The 20,064-nt window shown below is 62.5% G+C and carries 23 protein-coding genes and 1 tRNA gene; 8 read left to right on the plus strand and 16 right to left on the minus strand.

The genetic code is table 11. From position 1 onward, the window contains the following. Positions 1–3: 3 nt before the first annotated feature. The 5 genes from LHFGNBLO_RS25320 (at position 4) to LHFGNBLO_RS25340 (ending at position 4,595) form a co-directional block, all read left to right on the plus strand. Positions 4–1,182, plus strand: coding sequence for a glycosyltransferase family 4 protein (locus LHFGNBLO_RS25320; protein ID WP_258602030.1), 1,179 nt, complete (start codon positions 4–6; stop codon positions 1,180–1,182). Positions 1,183–1,226: 44 nt separating this feature from the next. Continuing rightward, positions 1,227–2,762 carry an undecaprenyl-phosphate glucose phosphotransferase gene (locus LHFGNBLO_RS25325; protein ID WP_258602031.1) on the plus strand — a complete coding sequence of 512 codons (1,536 nt, stop codon included), beginning with the start codon at positions 1,227–1,229 and terminating at the stop codon, positions 2,760–2,762. Then, positions 2,759–4,072, plus strand: a complete 1,314-nt coding sequence (locus tag LHFGNBLO_RS25330; protein WP_258602032.1) for an O-antigen ligase family protein — start codon at positions 2,759–2,761, stop codon at positions 4,070–4,072. The genes LHFGNBLO_RS25325 and LHFGNBLO_RS25330 overlap by 4 nt, the downstream gene beginning before the upstream one ends. A 36-nt stretch (positions 4,073–4,108) precedes the next feature. Next, positions 4,109–4,185: transfer RNA gene (locus LHFGNBLO_RS25335), tRNA-Pro, on the plus strand. A 230-nt stretch (positions 4,186–4,415) separates the two neighbouring features. Further along, the gene (locus tag LHFGNBLO_RS25340) at positions 4,416–4,595 is read left to right on the plus strand and encodes a hypothetical protein (RefSeq protein ID WP_258602033.1); all 180 of its coding nucleotides are present in this window, start codon (positions 4,416–4,418) and stop codon (positions 4,593–4,595) included. 228 nt (positions 4,596–4,823) lie between these two features. On the opposite strand, the gene LHFGNBLO_RS25345 is transcribed toward LHFGNBLO_RS25340, so the two are convergent. The 3 genes from LHFGNBLO_RS25345 to LHFGNBLO_RS25355 form a co-directional block, all read right to left on the minus strand. Continuing rightward, positions 4,824–5,009: a hypothetical protein gene (locus LHFGNBLO_RS25345; RefSeq protein WP_258602034.1), complete on the minus strand. Its 186-nt coding sequence runs from the start codon at positions 5,007–5,009 to the stop codon at positions 4,824–4,826. A 129-nt stretch (positions 5,010–5,138) separates the two neighbouring features. Next, complete coding sequence (locus LHFGNBLO_RS25350; RefSeq protein ID WP_258602035.1) at positions 5,139–5,435, minus strand: hypothetical protein; 297 nt, start codon at positions 5,433–5,435, stop codon at positions 5,139–5,141. Between the two features lie 190 nt (positions 5,436–5,625). Further along, positions 5,626–5,910, minus strand: a complete 285-nt coding sequence (locus LHFGNBLO_RS25355; protein WP_258602036.1) for a helix-turn-helix domain-containing protein — start codon at positions 5,908–5,910, stop codon at positions 5,626–5,628. 298 nt (positions 5,911–6,208) lie between these two features. Here LHFGNBLO_RS25355 and LHFGNBLO_RS25360 point away from each other — a divergent pair, with 298 nt between their 5' ends. Next, positions 6,209–6,823 (plus strand): hypothetical protein, encoded by a 615-nt coding sequence (locus LHFGNBLO_RS25360; RefSeq protein ID WP_258602037.1) that lies wholly within the window; start codon positions 6,209–6,211, stop codon positions 6,821–6,823. A gap of 94 nt (positions 6,824–6,917) precedes the next feature. Here LHFGNBLO_RS25360 and LHFGNBLO_RS25365 read toward each other — a convergent pair whose 3' ends face one another. Continuing rightward, entirely contained in the window at positions 6,918–7,418 is a 501-nt protein-coding gene (locus tag LHFGNBLO_RS25365; RefSeq protein WP_258602038.1) for a hypothetical protein, read from the minus strand. A gap of 110 nt (positions 7,419–7,528) precedes the next feature. Here LHFGNBLO_RS25365 and LHFGNBLO_RS25370 point away from each other — a divergent pair, with 110 nt between their 5' ends. Beyond that, on the plus strand, positions 7,529–7,804 hold the full coding sequence (locus tag LHFGNBLO_RS25370) for a hypothetical protein (protein ID WP_258602039.1): 276 nt from the start codon (positions 7,529–7,531) through the stop codon (positions 7,802–7,804). Between the two features lie 96 nt (positions 7,805–7,900). On the opposite strand, the gene LHFGNBLO_RS25375 is transcribed toward LHFGNBLO_RS25370, so the two are convergent. From LHFGNBLO_RS25375 to LHFGNBLO_RS25405, 7 genes are all read right to left on the minus strand, one after another. Continuing rightward, positions 7,901–8,203, minus strand: a complete 303-nt coding sequence (locus tag LHFGNBLO_RS25375; RefSeq protein ID WP_258602040.1) for a hypothetical protein — start codon at positions 8,201–8,203, stop codon at positions 7,901–7,903. 124 nt (positions 8,204–8,327) lie between these two features. Then, on the minus strand, positions 8,328–8,867 hold the full coding sequence (locus LHFGNBLO_RS25380; protein ID WP_258602041.1) for a MerR family transcriptional regulator: 540 nt from the start codon (positions 8,865–8,867) through the stop codon (positions 8,328–8,330). Positions 8,868–9,073: 206 nt separating this feature from the next. Next, positions 9,074–9,397 carry an integration host factor subunit alpha gene (locus LHFGNBLO_RS25385; protein WP_112392436.1) on the minus strand — a complete coding sequence of 108 codons (324 nt, stop codon included), beginning with the start codon at positions 9,395–9,397 and terminating at the stop codon, positions 9,074–9,076. Between the two features lie 101 nt (positions 9,398–9,498). Next, positions 9,499–10,470 (minus strand): beta-ketoacyl-ACP synthase III, encoded by a 972-nt coding sequence (locus LHFGNBLO_RS25390; protein ID WP_258602042.1) that lies wholly within the window; start codon positions 10,468–10,470, stop codon positions 9,499–9,501. Between the two features lie 9 nt (positions 10,471–10,479). Then, positions 10,480–11,550, minus strand: a complete 1,071-nt coding sequence (gene plsX / locus LHFGNBLO_RS25395) for a phosphate acyltransferase PlsX (RefSeq protein WP_258602043.1) — start codon at positions 11,548–11,550, stop codon at positions 10,480–10,482. 125 nt (positions 11,551–11,675) lie between these two features. Further along, positions 11,676–12,224 (minus strand): YceD family protein, encoded by a 549-nt coding sequence (locus LHFGNBLO_RS25400; protein WP_258602044.1) that lies wholly within the window; start codon positions 12,222–12,224, stop codon positions 11,676–11,678. Further along, on the minus strand, positions 12,221–12,778 hold the full coding sequence (locus LHFGNBLO_RS25405) for a ubiquinol-cytochrome C chaperone family protein (protein WP_258602045.1): 558 nt from the start codon (positions 12,776–12,778) through the stop codon (positions 12,221–12,223). The genes LHFGNBLO_RS25400 and LHFGNBLO_RS25405 overlap by 4 nt, the downstream gene beginning before the upstream one ends. A gap of 114 nt (positions 12,779–12,892) precedes the next feature. On the opposite strand from LHFGNBLO_RS25405, the gene LHFGNBLO_RS25410 reads away from it, so the two are divergent. Beyond that, positions 12,893–13,420 (plus strand): outer membrane protein assembly factor BamE, encoded by a 528-nt coding sequence (locus tag LHFGNBLO_RS25410; RefSeq protein WP_258602046.1) that lies wholly within the window; start codon positions 12,893–12,895, stop codon positions 13,418–13,420. A gap of 203 nt (positions 13,421–13,623) precedes the next feature. Here the strand turns inward: LHFGNBLO_RS25410 and LHFGNBLO_RS25415 are convergent, their stop codons facing one another. The 5 genes from LHFGNBLO_RS25415 to LHFGNBLO_RS25435 form a co-directional block, all read right to left on the minus strand. Next, positions 13,624–15,765: a sodium-translocating pyrophosphatase gene (locus LHFGNBLO_RS25415; protein ID WP_258602047.1), complete on the minus strand. Its 2,142-nt coding sequence runs from the start codon at positions 15,763–15,765 to the stop codon at positions 13,624–13,626. A 238-nt stretch (positions 15,766–16,003) separates the two neighbouring features. Beyond that, the gene (locus tag LHFGNBLO_RS25420; protein ID WP_258602048.1) at positions 16,004–16,753 is read right to left on the minus strand and encodes an ABC transporter permease; all 750 of its coding nucleotides are present in this window, start codon (positions 16,751–16,753) and stop codon (positions 16,004–16,006) included. Next, positions 16,750–17,688: an ABC transporter ATP-binding protein gene (locus tag LHFGNBLO_RS25425; RefSeq protein WP_258602049.1), complete on the minus strand. Its 939-nt coding sequence runs from the start codon at positions 17,686–17,688 to the stop codon at positions 16,750–16,752. The genes LHFGNBLO_RS25420 and LHFGNBLO_RS25425 overlap by 4 nt, the downstream gene beginning before the upstream one ends. Beyond that, the gene (locus LHFGNBLO_RS25430; protein ID WP_258602050.1) at positions 17,685–18,848 is read right to left on the minus strand and encodes an ABC transporter permease; all 1,164 of its coding nucleotides are present in this window, start codon (positions 18,846–18,848) and stop codon (positions 17,685–17,687) included. Before LHFGNBLO_RS25430 ends, LHFGNBLO_RS25425 begins: the two co-directional genes overlap by 4 nt. Before the next feature lie 264 nt (positions 18,849–19,112). Then, positions 19,113–20,024: an ABC transporter substrate-binding protein gene (locus LHFGNBLO_RS25435; RefSeq protein ID WP_258602051.1), complete on the minus strand. Its 912-nt coding sequence runs from the start codon at positions 20,022–20,024 to the stop codon at positions 19,113–19,115. Positions 20,025–20,064: the final 40 nt, after the last annotated feature.

Genomic DNA, 20,064 nt, shown 5'->3' on the forward strand with positions numbered 1-20,064 from the left:
CACGTGGCGGACACACTCAGGATCGTCCATTGCTTTCGCTCACCCGTCGGAGGGATATTCCGGCATGTGCGCGACCTCACCGAGGCGCAGCTCGCCGCCGGTCATTCCGTCGGCATCGTCTGCGATTCGACCACCGGCGGCGAATTCGAGGAGCGGCTGTTCGCGCAAATGAAGGACAGCCTGGCGCTCGGCATCCATCGCACGCCGATGCAGCGGCATGTCGGGCCGGGCGACCTCGCGTCGGCCTGGCGCACTTACAGAATCATCAAGGAATTGCGGCCGGACGTGCTCCACGGGCACGGCGCCAAGGGTGGCGCCTATGCCCGCCTGTTCGGCTCATTGTTGCGGGTATCAAGGTCTCGCGTCGCCCGCCTTTATTCGCCGCATGGCGGCTCTCTCCACTATGACGAGAACACGACCACGGGGAAGCTGTTCTTCGCGCTCGAACGCTTCATGGGACGCTTCACCGACTACCTGCTGTTCGTCTCCGACTATGAGAGACGAACCTATCGCAGGAAGGTCGGCGAGCCGCCTGTACCCAATAGCCTGGTCTACAACGGCCTGCGCGCCGCGGAATTCGAGCAGGTCGCGACCCAACCGGACGCGGCCGATCTCCTCTATATCGGCATGATGCGCGATCTGAAGGGACCCGACATCTTCATCGATGCGCTGGCGCTGGCCGCAATGCGGCTTGGCCGGCCGGTCGCCGCGGTGATGGTCGGCGACGGCGATGACCTGCCGCGCTACCATGCGCAGGTGAAGCGGCTGGGGCTCGACGACCATGTCCGCTTCCTGCCGCCGATGCAGGCGCGCGAGGCCTTTGCACTGGCGCACATGGTTGTCGTTCCTTCGCGCGCCGAAGCGATGCCCTATATCGTGCTGGAGACGCTGGCCGCCGGGCGGCCGATGATCGCCACCGCCGTCGGCGGCATACCGGAAATTTTCGGCGCCGGCTCGCCTGCCCTGATCCGGCCCGACCCGCGCCAACTCAGCGACAAGGTGAGCGAGGCGCTGGCCGACCCCGGCGCTTACATCAGCCTGATGCCGGATACCGCCAGCCTCAAGGCGCGCTTCGGCGCCGACGTCATGGCCGCCGAGATCGAGAAGGCCTATTTCGCCGCTCTCGGCCGCCAGCCACTGGGGACCGCTCCAAAGCCACCTGTTGCTTCAAGGCTTTCTTAGCTCTCTTTTGCTATTCACGTGAAGCAAGCTCGCGGGAAGTTCCAATGAAGGAAATCGACCCTGCGCGCCGCTTTTCGGCCGATGCGGTGCGCAAATTCGACGGTCCTGCCGAAGGCGACACGCCCGGCAGCCTGAACAACGTTGCCCGACAGGTCGCCTCGCAGTATCGGCGCGATACGATGTCGCCGATCATGGTCAGCGGCGTGTTGCGCATGGTCGAATTCGGGCTGCTGTTCCTGTCCGGCCTCGGCCTCTATTTCCACTATGTCGGCTTCTTCACCTATCTGGCCTGGCAATATCCGCTGACCATTGCCGCCGCCTCGTTGGTCGCCGTGGTGCTGCTCGACGTCAGCGACTGCTATCAGATCGTCGCCTTGCTGCGGCCGATCGCCAATTTCGGCCGCATGCTTATGGTCTGGGCCGGCACCTACGCCTTGATGGCGCTGACGGCCTTCACCCTGAAGATATCGGAGGACTATTCGCGCCTGCTGTTCGGCACCTGGTTCGTGGTCGGCTTCGTGCTGATCTTCGGCCTCAGGCTGGTGATGTCGAAGCTGATCCGGAGCTGGGCGCGCGACGGGCGCATGGAGCGCCGCGCCGTCATCGTCGGCGGCGGCAAGGCAGCGGAAATGCTTATCCGCTCGGTCGAAAAGCAGCCCTACAACGACATCCGTATCTGCGGCATCTTCGACGACCGCGACGACAAGCGCTCACCGCCGATCGTTGCCGGCTATCCGAAGCTTGGCAACATTTCCGAATTGATCGAATTCGCCCGCATCGCCCGCATCGACATGCTGATCGTCTCGCTGCCGCTGACCGCCGAAACGCGCGTCCTGCAGCTGTTGAAGAAGTTGTGGGTGCTGCCGGTCGATATCCGGCTGTCGGCGCACTCGAACGCACTGCAGTTCCGCCCGCGCGCCTATTCCTACATCGGCTCGGTGCCGATGCTCGACATCTTCGACAAGCCGATCAACGACTGGGATTCGGTGGCCAAACGCGCCTTCGACATCGTCTTCTCGATCATCGGCATCGTCCTGTTCTCACCAGTCATGCTGGCCACGGCCATCGCCATCAAACTCGACAGCAAGGGACCGGTGCTGTTTCGCCAGAAGCGGCACGGCTTCAACAACGAGGTCGTCGAGGTCTACAAGTTCCGGTCGATGTACACCGACCGGGCTGATCCGACCGCCAAACAGACGGTGACCAAGAACGATCCGCGCGTGACTCGCGTCGGCCGCTTCATCCGCAAGAGCTCGATCGACGAACTGCCGCAGTTCTTCAACTCGCTGCTGGGTTCGCTGTCGCTGGTCGGTCCGCGCCCACACGCCATTGCCGCCCAGTCGCACAACCTGCTCTATAACGAAGTGGTCGACGGCTATTTCGCCCGCCACAAGGTCAAGCCCGGCGTTACCGGCTGGGCGCAGATCAACGGCTGGCGCGGCGAGATGGACACCAACGAGAAGATCCGGATGCGGACGGAATTCGACCTCCATTACATCGAGAACTGGTCGCTGCTGTTCGACTTGCGGATCCTGCTGCTGACGCCGATGCGGCTGCTCAACACGGAAAACGCGTATTGAGCGCGGTTTCCCACGAGCTGCCACCGGCCGCGGTCAACACGTTGCCGCCTTCGGCGGTCAACGCCAAGCTGATCGCGCTGATTGCGTCAGGCGCGGTTTTCCTCGGCGTCTTTCTCTCAGGCTTCGTCATCGACGAACCGGCGCCCTACGATCTCTACATGGTCGGACTGATCGCGGTTTGGGCGCTGTTTGGCCTGCGCATATCGCGCGCGGCGGTGCCGCTGCTGGTGCTGCTGGTGACGATGAACATCGGTGGCATGATCTCGATGACGCAGATGTCGGACCTCGCCAGCACGCCGCTCTATCTCTCCGTCTCGCTGTTCCTCGCCTTCACCGCGGTGTTCTTCGCCTCGGTGACAGCCGTCCAGCCCAGCCTATACCGGCTGATCTTCTTCGCCTATGTCGTCTCCGCGGTGCTGACCTCGCTGCTCGGCATTGCTGGCTATTTCCACGCCTTCCCCGGCGCCGAGATCTTCACCAAATACGACCGCGCCGCCGGCGCCTTCCAGGATCCGAACGTGTTCGGGCCGTTCCTGGTGCTACCCGGCATCTATCTGCTCTATCTCCTGCTGACGGGGTCGATCGCGCGCATGCCGCTGCTGGCGGTGCCGCTGCTGATCATCACCGCCGGCATCTTCTTCTCCTTCTCGCGCGGCGCCTGGGGCATGTTCGCCGTCTCGGCGATCCTGCTCACCGGCGCCCTGTTCCTGCAAAGCGCCAGCGGCAAATTCCGGCTGCGCGTCGTTGTCATGACCATTGTAGCCATCGCGCTGCTGGTCATCGCGATGGTCGTCATCCTGCAGCTTCCCGGCGTGTCCGAAATGTTTTCCAGCCGCGCCCAGCTGGAACAGAGCTATGACAGCGCCCGCCTCGGCCGCTTCGCCCGCTACGCGATCGGCTTTGAGATGGCGCTGGAACATCCGTTCGGCATCGGCCCGCTGGTCTTCGGCACGATCTTTGGCGAAGACACCCACGACATCTGGCTGAAGATGCTGATGGACTATGGCTGGCTCGGCTTCGTCTCTTTCCTGGCGCTGACCTTGTGGACGATAGCAGCCGGCTTCCGCATTCTCCTGCGCGACCGGCCATGGCAGCCCTATCTTCTGTGCGCCTATGTCGCCTTCATCGGCAATATCGGGCTCGGCACCTTCATCGACATCGATCACTGGCGCCACCTCTATCTGCTGCTTGGCCTGATCTGGGGCGCCATCGCGCTCGAATACCGCCACCAGCGGCAGTTGCGACCGGCGGCGCTGCCGGCGCCTGCGGGGCCAATTCCATCAGGCAGGAAAGCCGCCGAATTCGGTTGACCCGAACCGGGTTATCACGATACATCGCGACCGGTCCGGAGTGTAGCGCAGCCCGGTAGCGCACTTGACTGGGGGTCAAGGGGTCGTCGGTTCGAATCCGGCCACTCCGACCAATCAAACCTTGAAATCCCTGGTTCTTATCCAAAGGCACCGAATGGTGCCTTTTTCCATTTTCGGGACGAAAGGCACCCAATCTTGATGTGATCTGGGTTGGACCGGCCTCCCATCTCTGACCGGTGCAATTCCATGGGTTCTTCTGTCGGAAGGCAGAAGTTTCCGACCCGCTCCCGGTCATGGCATTATAGCGCCAAAGACCGCCATTGTTACTCGCAGGAGTGCCAGCATGGACAAAAAGGAAGCCGCACAGGAGATAATGCAGATCGTAAAAGGTGAGTTGGCGAGCGCCAAAAGCGCGGTAGAGGGGCAGCAATCCTGGCGAATGATCGATGAGGCGATGATCAAACTAAGGAGAATCGCTTCCATTTTGGACCACGACAGAGAGCCTCCCAAACCCGCCAATTGATTTGATTTTCAACCTCGAGCTCCGTCACACACCCCCATGCCTCTCAGGCTCGGCGCGGCAATGGACGATCAGCATGCAGCGACGCTCAAATTCTGGAGCGCAAGAAAGCCCTTTGAAAATTGATGTCGCCGTGCCGAGGCCGAATCCCAATGTCTCGGCTAGCCTAGATGGCGCTGAGTTTGGCGAAGCGGTGGGGGACGCCCCCGCCCTTTGAGCCCCGTCGTGCCGCTATTCGGTCTTCGGTGGCACTTCTTTTTTGATTTCTACCGTTGTCGACGTGTCGGCCTTTTCGACGCTGGCCGTCTTCGTCTGTGTGTCGACCGATGCCTGTACCTTCGAATGCCCGGGGCATTCCGCAGAGGCGGTGGTTACGGATAGGCCCAGCGCGGCGGCTATTGCGAGGAAAGTTTTCATCGTCTTCTCCTCTTTCGTTGATGACGCAACGTAACCCGTCTGGTGCCGGCTGCAAAATCACTTTTCAACCCATGCTAGGTCTTCAATGTCCAGTGGGGTCGACTCCGGCTGTCGGCTAGGGAACGGCGGTCATTGCTGAATGGATTTGGCTGGCATTCGAATATCGGTCTGTATTCCCAGAACGTCAGCTGCCCAATCTCGCATTTCCGGTGAAGCGTTGTCGGATTTTATTATTGACACGGCCAGCGTCGCCATATCGGCGGGCGGCTTTTTGTTGGCGGTCATATAGGTGAAATAACCGGCCATGATAGCGCATCCAATAGAAACGACCGTTGGGACGAATCTTATGGTCGTCAGAGCTATCGCGCGCCAGCGTTTGGGCGGGCTGGGTTCTAGAAGCTCATCCTCGTCAACAAGGTCAGTCATTCCACTCTGCCCGCGTGTCGGTAGAACGCCACCTTCAAGGATTACCTACATTAGTTAAAATGCGGATAAAGCTTTATCGGGGTATCTCCCCGCCATGTGCATCGCCGCGGCTATCGGCGCGGAGCGCACAAAAAAGCCCGCCAGGGCAAACCATGGCGAGCCTTGTTGTACAGACGCCTTGTCGTCGCTGCTATGAGACGGATCGATTTTCTGCCGGTTGCATCAGCACGGCTGGAGTGACCAGAGCGCTTTCCGGAAGTCGGAGCGCAGAGGCGATGCGTCTAAGTTTCGACGGATCAGCATCCTTGCCGTTCTCGATGTCCGCAATCTCGTTGGACGACAGACCGCACGTCAGAGAAAGCTCCTCAATGCTATATCCCCTGGTTTCTCGGATGGCCCTGAGGGCGCTATGGTCGGGCGCAACTTCGGTTGCCGCCAGTTCGGAAAAGGGCTTGCGGTTTGCATTTTGGGGCATTGGCAACTCCGTGGGCTGAAAGAGTTAGATCAAATCATGATGTTGCCTGAGACAAGCGGGAGAATGCCCGGTCGTTAACGATTTGCCAAGAGCCAAAGGAGGCGTCACGGCATCGTGAACCAACAGGGAATGGTGTGTTGTAAACGACGCCCGCCTGCTGCCATGACCTTGTCCCGATCAAGTTCTTTTGAAGCACCGCGCGACGAATTGTTCGACAGTTTTGGGCCGCTCGCTCGTTAAGCGAGTGTCGCTGGCCAGCCACCCTAGCAGGCCAGCTTTTCCAGAAGGATCTGACACCATGAATTTGAAGACATTCGCGGTCGTGCTTGGCACGATTTCAAGCCTTGCCGGTACCAGTCTGGCCGCGGCGCAAGCGGCCGACGCTCTGCGCGTGCGCGGCACGGTGGTCAGCTTTGCCGCATCGACCCTTACGGTAAAGACCCGCGAGGGCACGACGGACGCGATCACGCTGGCACAGGGGTGGAAAATCTCCGGTGTCGCCAAGGCATCCGCCAAGGACATCAAGCAGGGCGACTTCCTTGGCATCGCCTCAGTCTCGAAAGCCGATGGCGGCAGCGGCGCGCTGGAAGTGGTGGTCTTTCCGGCTGCACTGAAAGGCACCGGCGAAGGTGACCGCCCGTGGGACCTGCAGCCCAACAGCCGGATGACCAACGGCACCGTTGCCGATGTGACCGACATCGACGGCCGGACGGTGACCCTTACCTATGACAATGGCCAGAAGAAGCAGATCGCTATTCCGCAAACGACGCCAATCGTGACTTTCGCCGCCGCCGCGCCGGCCGACCTGAAGCCCGGTGCGACAGTGTTCGTCAACGCCGAGCGTGGCACCGACGGCACGCTGACCGCTGGCCGCGTCGTCGTTGGCAACAACGGCATCGTTCCGCCGATGTGAGGTGACGGGGTCTTCAGACACAATCCAGAAACAAAATTCTACAGTCGGGAAAAACTGTCGAAAAAATCCAGGAGGATAGTCCCGATCGCGGCGCTCAAGTCACCGGCACGATCCGGTGATTCTCAAAACGCGCAGAAAAGGAAACAATGTCATGAAGAAGTCCCTCCTGTCCGCCCTCGGGCTTGCTGTTGCCCTGGCTGTCTCGATGCCGATCATCGGCGCAAGCAGCGCCGATGCAGCACCGCTGCATGTGAAGCATCACCGCCATCATCATCACCACAGGCACCACGTCCGCCATCATCACCACCACCATCATCACCACAAGAAGATCGTGGACAAGAAGGCCTAAGCAGGCCGACTTGCCGGGAAGGCTGGCTTGGAGTCTCAGCCAAAGCCAGCTTTCCCGATGGGCCTTGCCATGCGGGCATGGCGAAACCAGCATTCGATAGCGTACATCGGCAAAAAGGCATCGCGGCTCGTTTTTCGCGACCTGGAAGCGACAGCTCCAACGATATTTGAGAAGCAATTCGCGACATGCCGGCGAGGGTCGCCGTCTTGCGCGGCCTATCGGCCAAAAAATTTTGAAACGACCCATGAACCTTTCCTCTCGGGGCCGCACCAAGTCGGCATGGACGCCAAGAAGGCGATCCCCAACCAGAAGGACGCCACGCCGGCGATCCTCGATCCAGAGAAGGAAATGCTCAAATGACCAACATCTCGAACCTCAAGCGCATCTCGCTCGCCGCTGCCATCATCGTCTCGGCATTCGGCTCGGTTTCCGTTCCGAGTTCGGCTTTCGCCAATGGCACGCATCCCACCGGCGGTGGTGCGGTTTGTAAGGGCTTCGGCCACTGTCTGGTGCTGGAGCTCGACTGCAAGGGCACCTATACGGACGCTACCGACTCCAACGGCACCGTCTACGGCAAGTGCAGCCAGACCGCTCAGGTTTCGCCGCAGGCCAAGATCAAGCTCGCGAAGTAAATCGACTGCCAATGACGGAAATGGCGGTCGTCCGCGGGACGGCCGCCATTTTCTTTGTCGCGGTGTTGTAGCCGGCAGTTCTTGCTTGAGCCGCGTCTACCTGCGGCTGAAGAGCAGACTGGCGACAAGCCCGACCACCACCAGCCCCACCGCGGCTGCAGTCGCGGGATGATCGCGCGCCGTCCTTTCGATCGCCCTGCCCTGCTTTCTGATCGCAGGCAAGGCGTCACTGATGCGGTCGGCAAGCTGCGCATAATAGTCCGACGCGGTATCGCGCCCGTCTTCGTAATAGGCGCCGCTCCGCTTGGACACGGCTTTCCTGAGGGCCGCCAGTTCCCTGGAGAGCGCCGCGACCTGCTTGTCCAGGTCAATGTCGGTGATGGTCGAAAGCGATGCCATGATATTTTTCCTTCATTTGCAGAAGGATGGGTAACGCATGGCCACAAAACCGGTTCCGGCTTTCCCAAGCTAGACGCCAAGGGACCGCGCCGATTGGTACTTGACGCTCGCCACCGATCGGCTGTCAGCGCACTTGGTCGAGCAAGCGCTTGCACTCGAGAAGGTCGAACAGCGCCTCTTGCAGCAAAGCACGATTGTCACGCGACAGTTTTGACGCGCCCGGCTGGACCGGACCTTCGTCATCGGTCTTGCCAAGGCCGAAAAAGCGGCGGCTGGGTTTCACCTTGGGTTGGCCGACCAGCTCGTCGTCCATGCCGCGCGGTTGGGCCGCCGGCGTCAACGGCACGGCATCGGCCTGCCGGCGCTGCGAGATCGCCTCGACCGCCGCCATGTCGCCATTGCCGATGGCGACCAGGAAATGGTTGCCATTCTCGCGCAGCAGCTTCTGCACGCCCTTGATCGTATAGCCCTGGTCGTAGAGCATATGGCGGATGCCCTTGATCAGTTCGACATCCTGCGGTCTGTAGTAACGGCGGCCGCCGCCGCGCTTCATCGGCTTGATCTGGTTGAAACGCGTTTCCCAGAAGCGCAGCACGTGCTGCGGCAAATCGAGATCTTCTGCGACCTCGCTGATGGTGCGGAAGGCATCGGGGCTCTTGTCCATGGGCGAATCCTCACGCTGGACGGCGATCCAGCTGACCTTGCCGAATCGAGCCTTATTTCAGCGGTTTATGAAACAATATTCAAGCCCGGCGTCAAAGACAGCGGCGTTTTCAACCAGAGCTTTAAGCGCGGGCGCTGAAGCGAGGCGCCCAAGACAGCTGCGCACCCTCGGTTCGAGCTCGACGGCAAGCTCTTGGGCGACATGCATTATTTGCCGCTCTTGGCCTTGCTGTTCTGATGGGAGCGCAGGATGCGGCTCTTCAGCACGTTCGACGATTTGAAGGTCATCACGCGGCGCGGCAGGATCGGCACTTCCTCGCCGGTCTTGGGATTGCGCCCGATGCGCTCGTTCTTGGAGCGGACATGGAATGTCGCGAAGGACGACAGCTTCACCGTCTCGCCACGAACGATCGCTTCGCAAATCTCATCCAGAACCGCTTCGACGAGTTCGGCCGATTCCGTGCGCGACAAACCGACCTTGCGGTAAACAGCTTCGGCAAGGTCGGCGCGCGTTAGTGTCTTTCCCCCCATGCGACCGTCCCATCAGCTCAAAACATAAATCGATACAAGCAAAGGCAGAGCCTAAGTAATTGATCCGGCAAGGTCAAGGACCGAACCCGACCGTTCGGCACTTACCAGCGAACCAAAACCGCGCCCCAGGTGAAGCCTCCCCCCATCGCCTCGAGCAACACCAGATCGCCCTTCTTGATGCGGCCGTCGGCGACGGCCACCGAGAGAGCCAGCGGCACGGAAGCAGCCGAGGTGTTACCGTGCAAATCGACCGTAACCACCACCTTTTGCTCGGCTATCCCGAGCTTTTTGGCCGAAGCGTCAATAATTCGTTTATTGGCCTGATGCGGCACGAACCAGTCGAGGTCGGCGGCTGTGATGCCGGCAGCCGAAAACGTCGCCTCGATGACGTCGGTGATCATGCCGACGGCATGCTTGAACACCTCGCGTCCTTCCATCCTGAGATGGCCGACCGTTCCGGTGGTCGACGGTCCGCCATCGACAAAAAGCTTTTCCTTGTGGGCGCCATCGGAGCGCAGGCTGGCCGCCAGCACGCCACGGTCGGCGATGCCGCCTGCCCCCTCGCCGGCTTCCAGCACCAGCGCGCCGGCGCCGTCGCCGAACAGGACGCAGGTCGAGCGATCGCTCCAGTCGAGGATGCGCGAGAAGGTTTCCGAGCCGATCACCAGCACCCGCTTGGCCAGGCCGCCGCGGATATAGAGGTCGGCGGTGGTCACCGCATAGACGAAGCCCGAGCACACCGCCTGCATGTCGAAGGCGAAACCGTGATGCATGCCCAGCCGGTTCTGGATCTCGACGGCGGTCGCCGGAAAAGTGTTGTTGGGGGTCGAGGTGGCCAGCACGATCAGGTCGATGTCGGCAGGCGTCAGGCCGGCGGCGTCGAGCGCGGCGCGCGCCGCCGCCTCGCCCAGCGAAGCCGTCGTCTCGTCGTCGGCCGCGATATGGCGCTGGCGGATGCCGGTGCGCTGGGCAATCCACTCGTCGGACGTCTCGACCATGCCTTCGAAATCGGCATTCTTCATGATGCGGCGGGGCAGCGCGGCACCGGTGCCGCGCACGACTGATCTGATCAAAGCTCTTTCCTATTCCTTTGCGTCGATAACGACGTCGGATTTCCTGTTTGCCTGGGCATGCGGATTGCGCGCATGGAACAGATCGAGATCGGCCTCGATGCGGTCAAGCAAATTGTTGCGCACCATGTCGTAGCCAAGCTCGATCGCCGCGGCAAAGCCGTCGGCATCGGCGCCGCCATGGCTTTTCACGACGATGCCGTTCAGCCCCAGGAAGACGCCGCCATTGGAGCGGCCGACATCCATCTTTTCGCGCAAGCGGTCAAAGGCGCCTTTGGCGAAGAGATAGCCTATCCTGGCCATCAGCGTCCGGCTCATCGCGGCGCGCAGGTAACCGGCAATCTGCCTGACCGTGCCCTCCGCGGTCTTCAGCGCGATGTTGCCAGCAAATCCTTCGGTGACGACCACGTCGACCGTGCCCTTGCCGATGTCGTCGCCCTCGACGAAACCATGATAGTTCATCGAAGCCATATTGGCCTCGCGCAGCATGCGCCCGGCTTCCTTGACCTCTTCCTGGCCCTTGATCTCCTCGACGCCGACATTGAGCAGGCCGACTGTCGGCCGGTCGATACCGAAAACCGAACGCGCCATGCCGGTGCCGAGAATGGCAAAATCGATGAGCTGGTGCGCATCCGCGCCGATAGTGGCGCCAACGTCCAGAACCACGCTCTCGCCGCGCATTGTCGGCCAGATTGCCGCGATCGCCGGGCGGTCGATGGTCGCCATGGTGCGCAGGCAGAATTTCGACATCGCCATCAGCGCGCCGGTGTTGCCGGCCGAAATGCAGGCCTGCGTCGTGCCTGATTTGACCGCTTCGACCGCTTTCCACATCGACGATTTCCAGCGGCCGTGGCGCAGCGCCTGGCTCGGCTTGTCGTCCATCCTGACCGAGATCTCGCAATGGACGAACTCGCTCACCTGCGCCAGCTTGGGGAATTTGGCGAGTTCGGGGCGCACCACGTCTTCGCGTCCGTAGATGACGAAGCGGATGTCGGGACGCCTGATAGCGACCGTCATGAGCGCCGGGATGACCACGCTTGGTCCGTGATCGCCGCCCATGGCATCGATGGAAATTCTGATCACGCGGTCTTTATCTCACTTGCTTGGGCCAGCGGCTTCGGGCTGAAGAACGGGGGGTCGCGAAGGTTCGGCGAAAATAGCGGTTTTGGGCTGCCGCACAACCGACTTTTCTAATATTGGGACGGCTTTTAGGATTTTCCCAGCAGGGATCGCAGCTTTTGCTGGAATTCGCTCTCCGCCGGATCGGTATCGCCAGCGGCCTCCAAAGACACGCCTTGCTTGCGCGGATAGGGGTCGATTGCCAGTCCAAAGAACTGTTCGGCGAGCGCCCCGACATCGATCGTATCGCCGGAAAAAGTCTCGGGGCTGTCCGGCCCTTCGGCATCGAGCAGGATTTCGCCGCCGCCATCGAAACCTTGCCGTCCGAGCTTGGACTCATCCGGCAGCAACAGGGCTTCGACCGGCTCGTCGATATGCGCCTCGACGGGGTCGAGGGTGACGATGCAGGCCTGGGTGATGTCGGCCACGACTCGGCCGCTGACCTTGACGCCGTTGCGCTTCCACGGCGCCACCAGAAGTTCGGCGCGGTAGCTTTCGACCGAAAGCAGCTCGTGCTCGCTGGCCAGGGCGACGCGTTGCGCGGCGTCGGCGTCGATCACCACCAACAGGCCCTTTTGCGGCAGGCGGCCGACATTTGCCATGAAGGATACAGGGCTTTGCAGATCTGCATGTTTCATCGGGTGTCTCCTTCGGCCTGGCCTGGGACAGGAAATAGCACAGTGCCGGAAACGATCGATTCGGTCGGCTGGGCCGCCAGGCGCTTGTCGGCATCGACGACATAGCCCGCCAGCAGCGCTGCTTGCGGCCAGGCCCCGGCGTCAGGCCTTACGTTGCGGGCAAGGGCAGCAGCGAGCGCGTCGCGGTCGTCGCGCTCCAGCGCATCGTCATAGGCAGCCGTGCGGCCATAGAACATTTTCGCCAGTTTCTTCATTCGCTTCGGCACGCCGACGTCGCCAATGCCCAGTTCTCGCAGGGAATGCTCGACATCCAGAAAGAACTCATCGATCAGCACCTGCGCAACCTCAGCCGCGACGCCGCTCTCGCCGCGCAGCCGGTGCTGGAACAGGAACATGTGCAGCGACAGCATCTCGAAACGGCCGAGCGGCGTGTCCGGCACACTCCAGTCGGAATAAAACAAAGTCTGCCGCGCCGCTGCCACGATTTGTGCGTAAAGCGCCTCGGTGATGGCGCGGTTGGCGTGACGTTCGCGACCAAAAAGGCGCTGGAACATTGAGGGTGGTCTCCTGGGGACCTTATGTTGAATTGGCCTTGTTGCATCGGCAAGCAAGCTGGTTTACCGGTTTTGCGGCCCAGCGCAAGTTGCGGCCAGCTTATGGAGTTGTAGTTGCGCGCGCTGAAATTCAAGTCGACTTTTTTGCCCAGGCCTGCCGGCGTGATCTCGCTGCTGGTGGTTGCTTCTGCGCTGTCCGCCTGCAACTCGTCCAAGATGATCGGTGATCTCAATCCGAGTGAGACGCTGACGCAGGGCTACGTCATTGACCAGCAGGCCATCGACCTGGTGCCGGTCGGCTCGAGCCGCGAACAGGTGCTGCTGGCGCTCGGCACGCCGTCAACGACGGCGACCTTCGACAACGAAGCCTTCTATTACATTTCGCAGACGCGCAAGCGCTACGTCGCCTTCGACAAGCCAAGACTGGTCGACCAGAAAGTGCTGGCCGTCTATTTCGGCGAGGACGGGCGCGTCAGCCAGATCGCCAATTACGGCATGAAGGACGGCAAGGTGTTCGACTTCATCTCGCGCACCACGCCGACCGGCGGCAAGGACCAGAACTTCCTCAGCCAAATCATAAACGGCGCCAGCAAGCTGGCGCCCGGCCTGCCCGGCGGCGGCGGCGGCACGCCCGGGACCTGATTCCTTTCGGCTTTTCTTCTTTATCTTTTGCTCCCCAGGGAAAGCAGCACCATCTCAGGCGACCAAAAACCCGTGGGAGCAATCCCACGGGTTTTTGTTTTTCAAAGTGCCCGCAATCTGCAGCAGATCGATCCGCCTTTTGATGTGAAAAACCCGCAGGATCGCTCCCGCGGGTTTTTGTTTTCGAGCGATGGCTCCCGTATTTATCCGTGCGCGAGCACGGCCAGCAGCAACAGCGCGACGATGTTGGTGATCTTGATCGCCGGGTTGACCGCGGGACCGGCGGTGTCCTTGTAGGGATCGCCGACCGTATCGCCGGTGACCGAGGCCTTGTGCGCTTCGGAACCCTTCAGGTGCTTGACGCCGTCCTTGTCGACAAAACCGTCCTCGAACGACTTTTTCGCATTGTCCCAGGCGCCGCCGCCGGAGGTCATCGAGATGGCGACGAACAGGCCGTTGACGATGACGCCGAGCAGCGAGGCCCCGAGTGCCGCGAAGGCCGAGGCCTTCGAGCCCGAGATCAGCAGCACGCCGAAATAGACGACCAGCGGCGCCAACACCGGCAGCAGCGACGGGATGATCATCTCGCGGATCGCCGCCTTGGTCAGAAGGTCGACTGCACGCGCATAGTTCGGCTTCGAGGTGCCGGCCATGATGCCCGGATCCTCGCGGAACTGCTTGCGCACTTCCTCGACGATGGCGCCCGCCGCACGGCCGACGGCCGTCATGGCGATGCCGCCGAACAGATACGGGATCAGGCCGCCGAAGATCAGACCGGCGACGACGTAGGGGTTGGAGAGGTCGAACGAGACCTCGCCCATGCCCTGGAAGTAGGGATACTTGTCGCCGTTGGCGGCAAAGAACTTCAGATCGTTCGAATAGGCCGCAAACAGCACCAGCGCGCCGAGGCCGGCCGAGCCGATGGCATAGCCCTTGGTAACCGCCTTGGTGGTGTTGCCGACCGCGTCGAGCGCGTCGGTGGATTGGCGCACTTCCTTGGGCAGGCCGGCCATTTCGGCGATGCCGCCGGCATTGTCGGTAACCGGGCCGAAGGCGTCGAGCGCAACGATCATGCCGGCAAGACCGAGCATGGTGGTGACCGCGATCGCCGTCCCGAACAGGCCGGCGAGCTGATAGGTCGAGATGATGCCGCCGACGATGACGATCGCCGGAAGCGCCGTCGATTCCAGCGACACTGCAAGGCCCTGGATGACGTTGGTGCCGTGGCCGGTCACTGAGGCCTGGGCGATGGAGTTCACCGGGCGCTTGCCGGTGCCGGTGTAGTATTCGGTGATCACCACGATGAGGCCGGTCACCAGGAGGCCGATCAGGCCGCAGATGAACAGGTTCTTGCCGGTGATGACCATGCCGGCAACGGTGCCGATCTCGCCCCAGCCGAGGCATACCGAAGTGGCAACGCCGAGCCCAACGATCGACAGCAGGCCGGTGACGATCAGGCCCTTGTAGAGAGCGCCCATGATCGAGCCGTTGGCGCCGAGCTTGACGAAGAAGGTGCCGACGATCGAGGTCAGGATGCAAGCGCCGCAGATCGCCAGCGGATAAAGCATCGCGGCGCCGAGAACGGCGGTGCCGCCGAAGAAGATGGCGGCGAGAACCATGGTGGCGACGACGGTCACCGCATAGGTCTCGAACAGGTCGGCGGCCATGCCGGCGCAGTCGCCGACATTGTCGCCGACATTGTCGGCGATGGTGGCCGGGTTGCGCGGATCGTCTTCCGGGATGCCGGCTTCGACCTTGCCGACGAGATCGCCGCCAACGTCAGCGCCCTTGGTGAAGATGCCGCCGCCGAGACGGGCGAAGATCGAGATCAGCGAGGCGCCGAAGCCGAGCGAAACCAGCGCGTCGATGACGGTGCGATCGTCGGGCTGGAGACCCATGAAGTGGGTCAGGATGAGGTAGTAGATCGAAACGCCGAGCAGTGCGAGGCCGGCCACCAGCATGCCGGTGATAGCCCCCGACTTGAAGGCGATGTCGAGACCGGCGGCGAGGCTGTTGGAAGCCGCCTGCGCGGTGCGCACATTGGCGCGCACCGAGACATGCATGCCGATGAAGCCGGCGGCGCCTGAAAGCACGGCGCCGATCAGGAAGCCGATCGCAGCGGTGATCGAAAGCAGCCACCAGGCGAGCAGCAGCACGACCACGCCGACAATGGCGATGGTGGTGTACTGGCGCGCCAGATAGGCCTGCGCGCCCTCGCGGATGGCCGCGGAGATTTCCTGCATGCGTGCATTGCCCTGATCGGCTGCAAGAACCGAACGTGTCGCCCAGATGGCGTAAAGGATTGAAAGCAGGCCGCAGGCGATGACGGCGGAAATAATGGTCATTGCCGAATTTTCCTCGATTGATGGCCCAAAAGAACCCCTCCCTGGGCCGTTGAGACGGGGAGCGGATTCCGGTGGCGGAATCCGTCCCTTCGCAGCGGCTTATGCGAAACAGGGCTGCGAACGTCAAGATATTGTTCGGTTTTTGCCCGGCTTTCGCCGAAATGGCGTATATGCCAGCGCGCCGTCGGTGCCTCTGTCCGATAAGATCGATTGAAATTGGTTCCGGCGCGGTACGGGACTACTCTGCCTCACGCCCCATGCGGCGCGCAGTGTAGCGCTCGATCGCCGACAGTCCGTCATAGATCAGCACCGCAAGGGCGGCGACGATCAGCCCGCCCTGCAGCACAAAGGCGAGGTTGTTCGACAGCAAGCCGGCGATGATCACCTCACCCAAAGTCTTGGCCGCCACGGTCGAGCCGATGGTCGCGGTGGCGAGGCTGATGACAACCGACAAACGGATGCCGCCCAAAATGATCGGCGCGCTGAGCGGCAATTCGACCTTGACCAGCCTTTGCCAGCCGGTCATGCCGGCGCCGCGCGCCGCCTCGACCACATTCCCGGGCAGCGTCGTCAGCCCGGTCAGCGCATTCTCGAAGATCGGCAGCAGGCCGTAGAGAAACAGCGCAATCAGCGTCGGCTTCTCGCCGAAGCCGACGGCCGGCACCGCCAGCGCCAGCACCGCCACCGGCGGAAAGGTCTGGCCGATATTGACCAGGCTGCGCGACAGCGGCAGGAATTCGACACCGGCCGGCCTGGTGACCAGGATAGCGAGCGCCACGGCGACGATGGTGGCGGCCACCGTGGCGATCAGCACGGTCCGCAGATGCAGCAGCGTCAGCGTCAGCAGGCTGCCCTGATTGTAGATTACCGGCGCGTTGTTCTCGGTCAGCGGCTTCAGCAGCGGCTCGAACCAGCCGGGATTGGTGACGAAGGCGACGAGCAGCACCACCAGGGCAAGCCTGAGCAGCGATGGAAGCCAGGCTTTCATGCCGGCCTCGCCGCGCGTTTGACCAGCCCGTCAACCGTGACGCGGCCAAGCGGCTTGCCGTCCGCGCCTTTGACCGGTAGCGCCGGACGGCCAGACCACAGGAGTTCGGCCAGCGCGTCGCGCTGGCTGGCATCGCCGGGGATGGCTTCACCCTCGGCGGTGCCCTTTTCCACGGCATCGCGTACCCGGCCGAGCGACAGCAGCCTGAACGGCTTTTCGGCGGCGCCGACCAGGGTTTCGACAAAGGCGCTGGCCGGCCGCGCCAGGATTTCGGCGGGCCTGGCATATTGCACCAGCTTGCCGGCATCCATCACGGCGATCTTGTCGCCCATATGCACGGCCTCTTCCATGTCGTGAGTGACGAGGATGATGGTGGTGCCGAAGCGCTTCTGGATCGCCAGCAGATCCTCCTGCGCCTTGTTGCGGATGATCGGGTCGAGCGCTCCGAACGGCTCGTCCATCAGCAACACGTTCGGTTCGGCCGCGAGCGCGCGGGCGACGCCGACGCGCTGCTGTTGGCCGCCGGAAAGTTCGTGCGGATAGCGTGGCCCGAAGGCCTGGGGATCGAGCTGGTAGAGCGTCATCAACTCATCGACGCGGGCCTTGATGCGGTCCGCACTCCAGCCAAGCAGCACCGGAACGGTGGCGATATTCTGCGCCACGGTGCGATGCGGGAACAGGCCGTGGCCTTGGATGGCGTAACCGATGCTGCGGCGCAGCTCGTAGCCCGGCAGCGAGCGGTTGTCGGCGCCGTCGAGCTTTATCACGCCCGAGGTCGGCTCGACCAGCCGGTTGATCATGCGCAGCAGCGTCGTCTTGCCCGAGCCGGAGGTGCCGACGATGACGCAAACCGTGCGCGGCTCGATCACCATCGACACGTCGTCGACCACCGTCGTTGCGTCATAGCGCTTGGTAATGCCTTCGATCTCGATCATGCGGGTTCAGCCCTGCGTTTGGTCGTCGTCATTTCGATCACCGCGTCGAGGATGATGGCGGCGGCAAAGGCCAGCGCCACCGTCGGCACCGCGCCGAGCAGCACCAGGTCCATCGCCGTCTGGCCGACGCCCTGGAACACGAACACGCCGAAGCCGCCGCCGCCGATCAGCGCGGCAATGGTGGCGAGGCCGATATTCTGCACCAAAACGATGCGGATGCCGGTGAGGATCACCGGGAAGGCCAGCGGAAACTCGACGCCGAACAGGCGCTGGCGGTCGGTCATGCCCATGCCGCGCGCGGCGTCATTGGCGGCACGCGGCACGCCGGCAAGGCCGACCACGGTGTTGGCCACCACCGGCAGCAGCGAATAGAGGAACAAAGCGACGAAAGCGGGCGCCGTACCGATGCCGCGAATGCCGAGGGCGGCGGCTCCCGGCACATGGGTGGCGACCCAGCCGAGCGGCGCGATCAGCAGGCCGAACAGCGCGATCGAGGGAATGGTCTGGATGATGTTCAGCACGTTGAGCACGCCGGCCCGCAATCTTTCGACGCGGTGGCAGAGGATACCGAGCGGCAAGCCGACGATCACCGCCGCTGCCAGCGAGCCAAGCGCCAGCGTCACATGCTTGGAGCCTTCCGCCCAGAAACTGTCGGCGCGGTTGGCATATTCCTTGAGGATGGAAAGGTTGTCCCAGCTTCCCGAGATCAAGAGCAGGCCGATGGCCAAAGCCGCGACGACGAGCACGCCGACCCGCGCCCATGGCGACAAGTTCAGCCTTGTCAGCACATCGGCCAGCAGAAGTGTGACGGCGAAGATGAGCAGCCAGAAGCCCGAGGCCGGCGAGATGCGGGCGAAAGTGTTGCCCTCAGGCGTCAGGAAGCTGCCGGCGACACCGATCAGCAACGCCAGTGCCGCGAGCGCAACCACGCTTGCCGCAAGGCGCAGGACGAGCGGCGTTTTCAACAGCGCAATGAGGGCCGCGACGACCACGATCGCCAGCAGAAGTGGGCTAATTGCCGACGGCAGCGCCTCCAGGATAGAGCGCGCCTCGCCGGGAACGATGCGGTTGGCGCGGAAGGTGGCGAAGGGAGCCAGGAACGCCGCATAGGCAACGATCGCGGCGATGACCACGCCGAGCTTGTCGAACCGGATGGTCATGATGCACGCCCGTGCAATCCGACGTACCCTGGGGGAGATGCGGCTGCGGGGTTGTTACGTCTGCGCGAGGCGCCCCCCTCTGGCCTGCCGGCCATCTCCCCCTCAAGGGGGGAGATCAGATGCCGCGACGGCTTTCGCCAACTTTCAGCGGTACAAGGTGCGTGCCGTCGCTGACGCTGCCAATCTCCCCCCTTGAGGGGGAGATGGCCGGCAGGCCAGAGGGGGGTGCTTTGCACCTGCGTCACGATTTCAAACGGGCTGAGGCTACTTCAAAAACCCATTCTTCTTCAGGAAGTCTTCGGCGACGCCCTTGACCGGCTCACCGCCGACCTGCACGCGGCCGTTCAGTTCCTGCAGCGTGACGAGGTCGAGCTTGGCGAAGACCGGCTTCAGCAGCGTCTCGATCTCGGGATGTTCCTTCAGCACCGCCTCGCGGATGATCGGCGCCGGCTGGTAGACCGGCTGTACGCCCTTGTCGTCGTCGAGCACGACCAGGCCGGACGGAGCGATGCCGCCATCGGTGCCGTACACCATGGCGGCGTTGGCGCCGTTGGTCTGGTTCGCCGCTGCGGCGATGGTCGCCGCGGTGTCGCCGCCAGACAGGGTGATCAACTGTTCCGGCTTCAGCGTGAAGCCATAGGTGGTCTGGAAAGCCGGCAAGGCGGCAGCCGAATTGACGAATTCGGCCGAGGCCGCCAGCACCACCTGACCGCCGCCGGAGACGTATTTGCCAAAGTCGGATAACGTGGCCAGCTTGTTGGTCTCGGCGACCTCCTTGCGCAGCGCGATCGCCCAGGTGTTGTTGGCCGGTGACGGCGACAGCCAGACGATCTTGTTGGCGTCGTAGTCGAGCTTTTTCGCCGCCTCATAGGCTTTCGCTGCATCCTTCCACACCGGATCGTCGGCCTTCTCGAAGAAGAAGGCAGCGTTACCGGTGTATTCGGGATAGATATCGATCTCGCCGGCGGTGATCGCCTTGCGCACCACCGGTGTGCCACCGAGTTGGATGCGGTCGGTGGTCTTTATGTTGTTGGCGTTCAGCACCAGTTGAATGATGTTGCCGAGCACGCCGCCCTCGGTGTCGATCTTCGAGGACACCACCACTTGAGCGCTGGCGGAGGCTGCGGTTATGCCGAGCGCCAGTGCGGCGCCGGTGAGAGCCCTGATTGAAAACATTGTGAAAACCCCTTGCTGTGAACCGGAATTCGGTGGCCGC

This window comes from Mesorhizobium sp. AR10, assembly GCF_024746795.1.
GTDB lineage: Bacteria > Pseudomonadota > Alphaproteobacteria > Rhizobiales > Rhizobiaceae > Mesorhizobium.

Coding starts and splice junctions, on each gene's coding strand:
- LHFGNBLO_RS25400 (WP_258602044.1), bottom strand. CDS start 12,224: ATGAAACATGCAGATCTGCAAAGCCCTGTATCCTTCATGGCAAATGTC.
- LHFGNBLO_RS25435 (WP_258602051.1), bottom strand. CDS start 20,024: ATGTTTTCAATCAGGGCTCTCACCGGCGCCGCACTGGCGCTCGGCATA.
- LHFGNBLO_RS25370 (WP_258602039.1), top strand. CDS start 7,529: ATGACCAACATCTCGAACCTCAAGCGCATCTCGCTCGCCGCTGCCATC.
- LHFGNBLO_RS25385 (WP_112392436.1), bottom strand. CDS start 9,397: ATGGGGGGAAAGACACTAACGCGCGCCGACCTTGCCGAAGCTGTTTAC.
- LHFGNBLO_RS25360 (WP_258602037.1), top strand. CDS start 6,209: ATGAATTTGAAGACATTCGCGGTCGTGCTTGGCACGATTTCAAGCCTT.
- LHFGNBLO_RS25340 (WP_258602033.1), top strand. CDS start 4,416: ATGGACAAAAAGGAAGCCGCACAGGAGATAATGCAGATCGTAAAAGGT.
- LHFGNBLO_RS25415 (WP_258602047.1), bottom strand. CDS start 15,765: ATGACCATTATTTCCGCCGTCATCGCCTGCGGCCTGCTTTCAATCCTT.
- LHFGNBLO_RS25430 (WP_258602050.1), bottom strand. CDS start 18,848: ATGACCATCCGGTTCGACAAGCTCGGCGTGGTCATCGCCGCGATCGTT.
- LHFGNBLO_RS25325 (WP_258602031.1), top strand. CDS start 1,227: ATGAAGGAAATCGACCCTGCGCGCCGCTTTTCGGCCGATGCGGTGCGC.
- LHFGNBLO_RS25405 (WP_258602045.1), bottom strand. CDS start 12,778: ATGTTCCAGCGCCTTTTTGGTCGCGAACGTCACGCCAACCGCGCCATC.
- LHFGNBLO_RS25425 (WP_258602049.1), bottom strand. CDS start 17,688: ATGATCGAGATCGAAGGCATTACCAAGCGCTATGACGCAACGACGGTG.
- LHFGNBLO_RS25375 (WP_258602040.1), bottom strand. CDS start 8,203: ATGGCATCGCTTTCGACCATCACCGACATTGACCTGGACAAGCAGGTC.
- LHFGNBLO_RS25420 (WP_258602048.1), bottom strand. CDS start 16,753: ATGAAAGCCTGGCTTCCATCGCTGCTCAGGCTTGCCCTGGTGGTGCTG.
- LHFGNBLO_RS25380 (WP_258602041.1), bottom strand. CDS start 8,867: ATGGACAAGAGCCCCGATGCCTTCCGCACCATCAGCGAGGTCGCAGAA.
- LHFGNBLO_RS25365 (WP_258602038.1), bottom strand. CDS start 7,418: ATGGGTCGTTTCAAAATTTTTTGGCCGATAGGCCGCGCAAGACGGCGA.
- LHFGNBLO_RS25350 (WP_258602035.1), bottom strand. CDS start 5,435: ATGACTGACCTTGTTGACGAGGATGAGCTTCTAGAACCCAGCCCGCCC.
- LHFGNBLO_RS25355 (WP_258602036.1), bottom strand. CDS start 5,910: ATGCCCCAAAATGCAAACCGCAAGCCCTTTTCCGAACTGGCGGCAACC.
- LHFGNBLO_RS25345 (WP_258602034.1), bottom strand. CDS start 5,009: ATGAAAACTTTCCTCGCAATAGCCGCCGCGCTGGGCCTATCCGTAACC.